This is a genomic window from Oleiphilus sp. HI0132, from assembly GCF_001635845.1.
On sequence record NZ_LWGJ01000543.1, the window covers coordinates 1 to 974 of the forward strand.

The 974-nt window shown below is 44.0% G+C and carries 1 protein-coding gene; it reads right to left on the reverse strand.

Going from position 1 to position 974, the window contains the following annotated elements; translation table 11 throughout:
* A partial coding sequence (locus A3766_RS06480) for a PAS domain-containing protein (RefSeq protein WP_156508739.1) occupies positions 1–780 on the reverse strand: 780 nt, incomplete at its 3' end.
* Positions 781–974: the final 194 nt, after the last annotated feature.

Sequence of the window (974 nt, forward strand, 5' to 3'; positions counted from 1 at the left end):
TGGCGTGCGTACTTCATGACTCATGCTGGCCAGGAACTCAGACTTAACTTTCAACGCATTTTCGGCAACGGCTTTTTCTTCTTGAAGGGCTATTTCACGGAATTCTAGTTCTTGTGCGTAATCAGATAATTTTGAGGCTGAAACTTTGACCTCTGAAAGATCCTCGATACAAATAAAGGCTCCGAGGACTTCGTTATTTTCGCCAAAATCAGGATGGTAATTCGCTTTGCAATGCCTTATACCGTTAACGGTCGCCATATCTGTTTCCAAGTGACAGGACGTCCCGCTTAGAGCCTTTTTAATGTAGGGTTGAGTCCGTTCGTAAATGGCTTCACCCAAGGCTTCAGAAATTGCTTTACCCTTATAGGTGCTAGTATCACGGCCGCTCCAGCGACTATAGTTCTTGTTAACGAACTGAAAGCGCTCTTGTGCATCAATGTAGGAAAGTAATACGGGGACACCGTCGGTGATGCCATCGATAATACGCCGGGTTTCGTTTACCTCCTCAGCGCGTTTGGCTATGTCTTTGGCAAGAGCATTATAGCGCTTAACCAAAGTGCCTAACTCATCCTCGCTTTGGTAGCTTAAGGGAGAATTTAGGCCGTTACTTTGTTGCTGGTGTAGCTCTTCGGTAATGCTTTCCAAGGGCCTAATCAAGGTTCTACGCTGGTTGAGATAGGCTGTAGCCGCAAGTAGGGTAATTCCCCCAGCACAGAGTAGAAATAAGCTAAAGAGAAATGTCTTGGTTTCTTTAAATGTCGGTATATTATGAAATTCCATAAATACCTCGTAAGGGCGCACGCGATTAAGCTCTGGGTTCAGTAGTTTGATGCGAGCATGATGAAAAAAACCGTCATCGCTAATTTGATGATTCTGGTTTTGTCCATTTGTGATGAAACGCTTCTAGGTTTCTAATTGGGCATTGTCGAGTGAATTATGAACATTTTGGCCAATATTTTCTTCTTGGCTGTCTG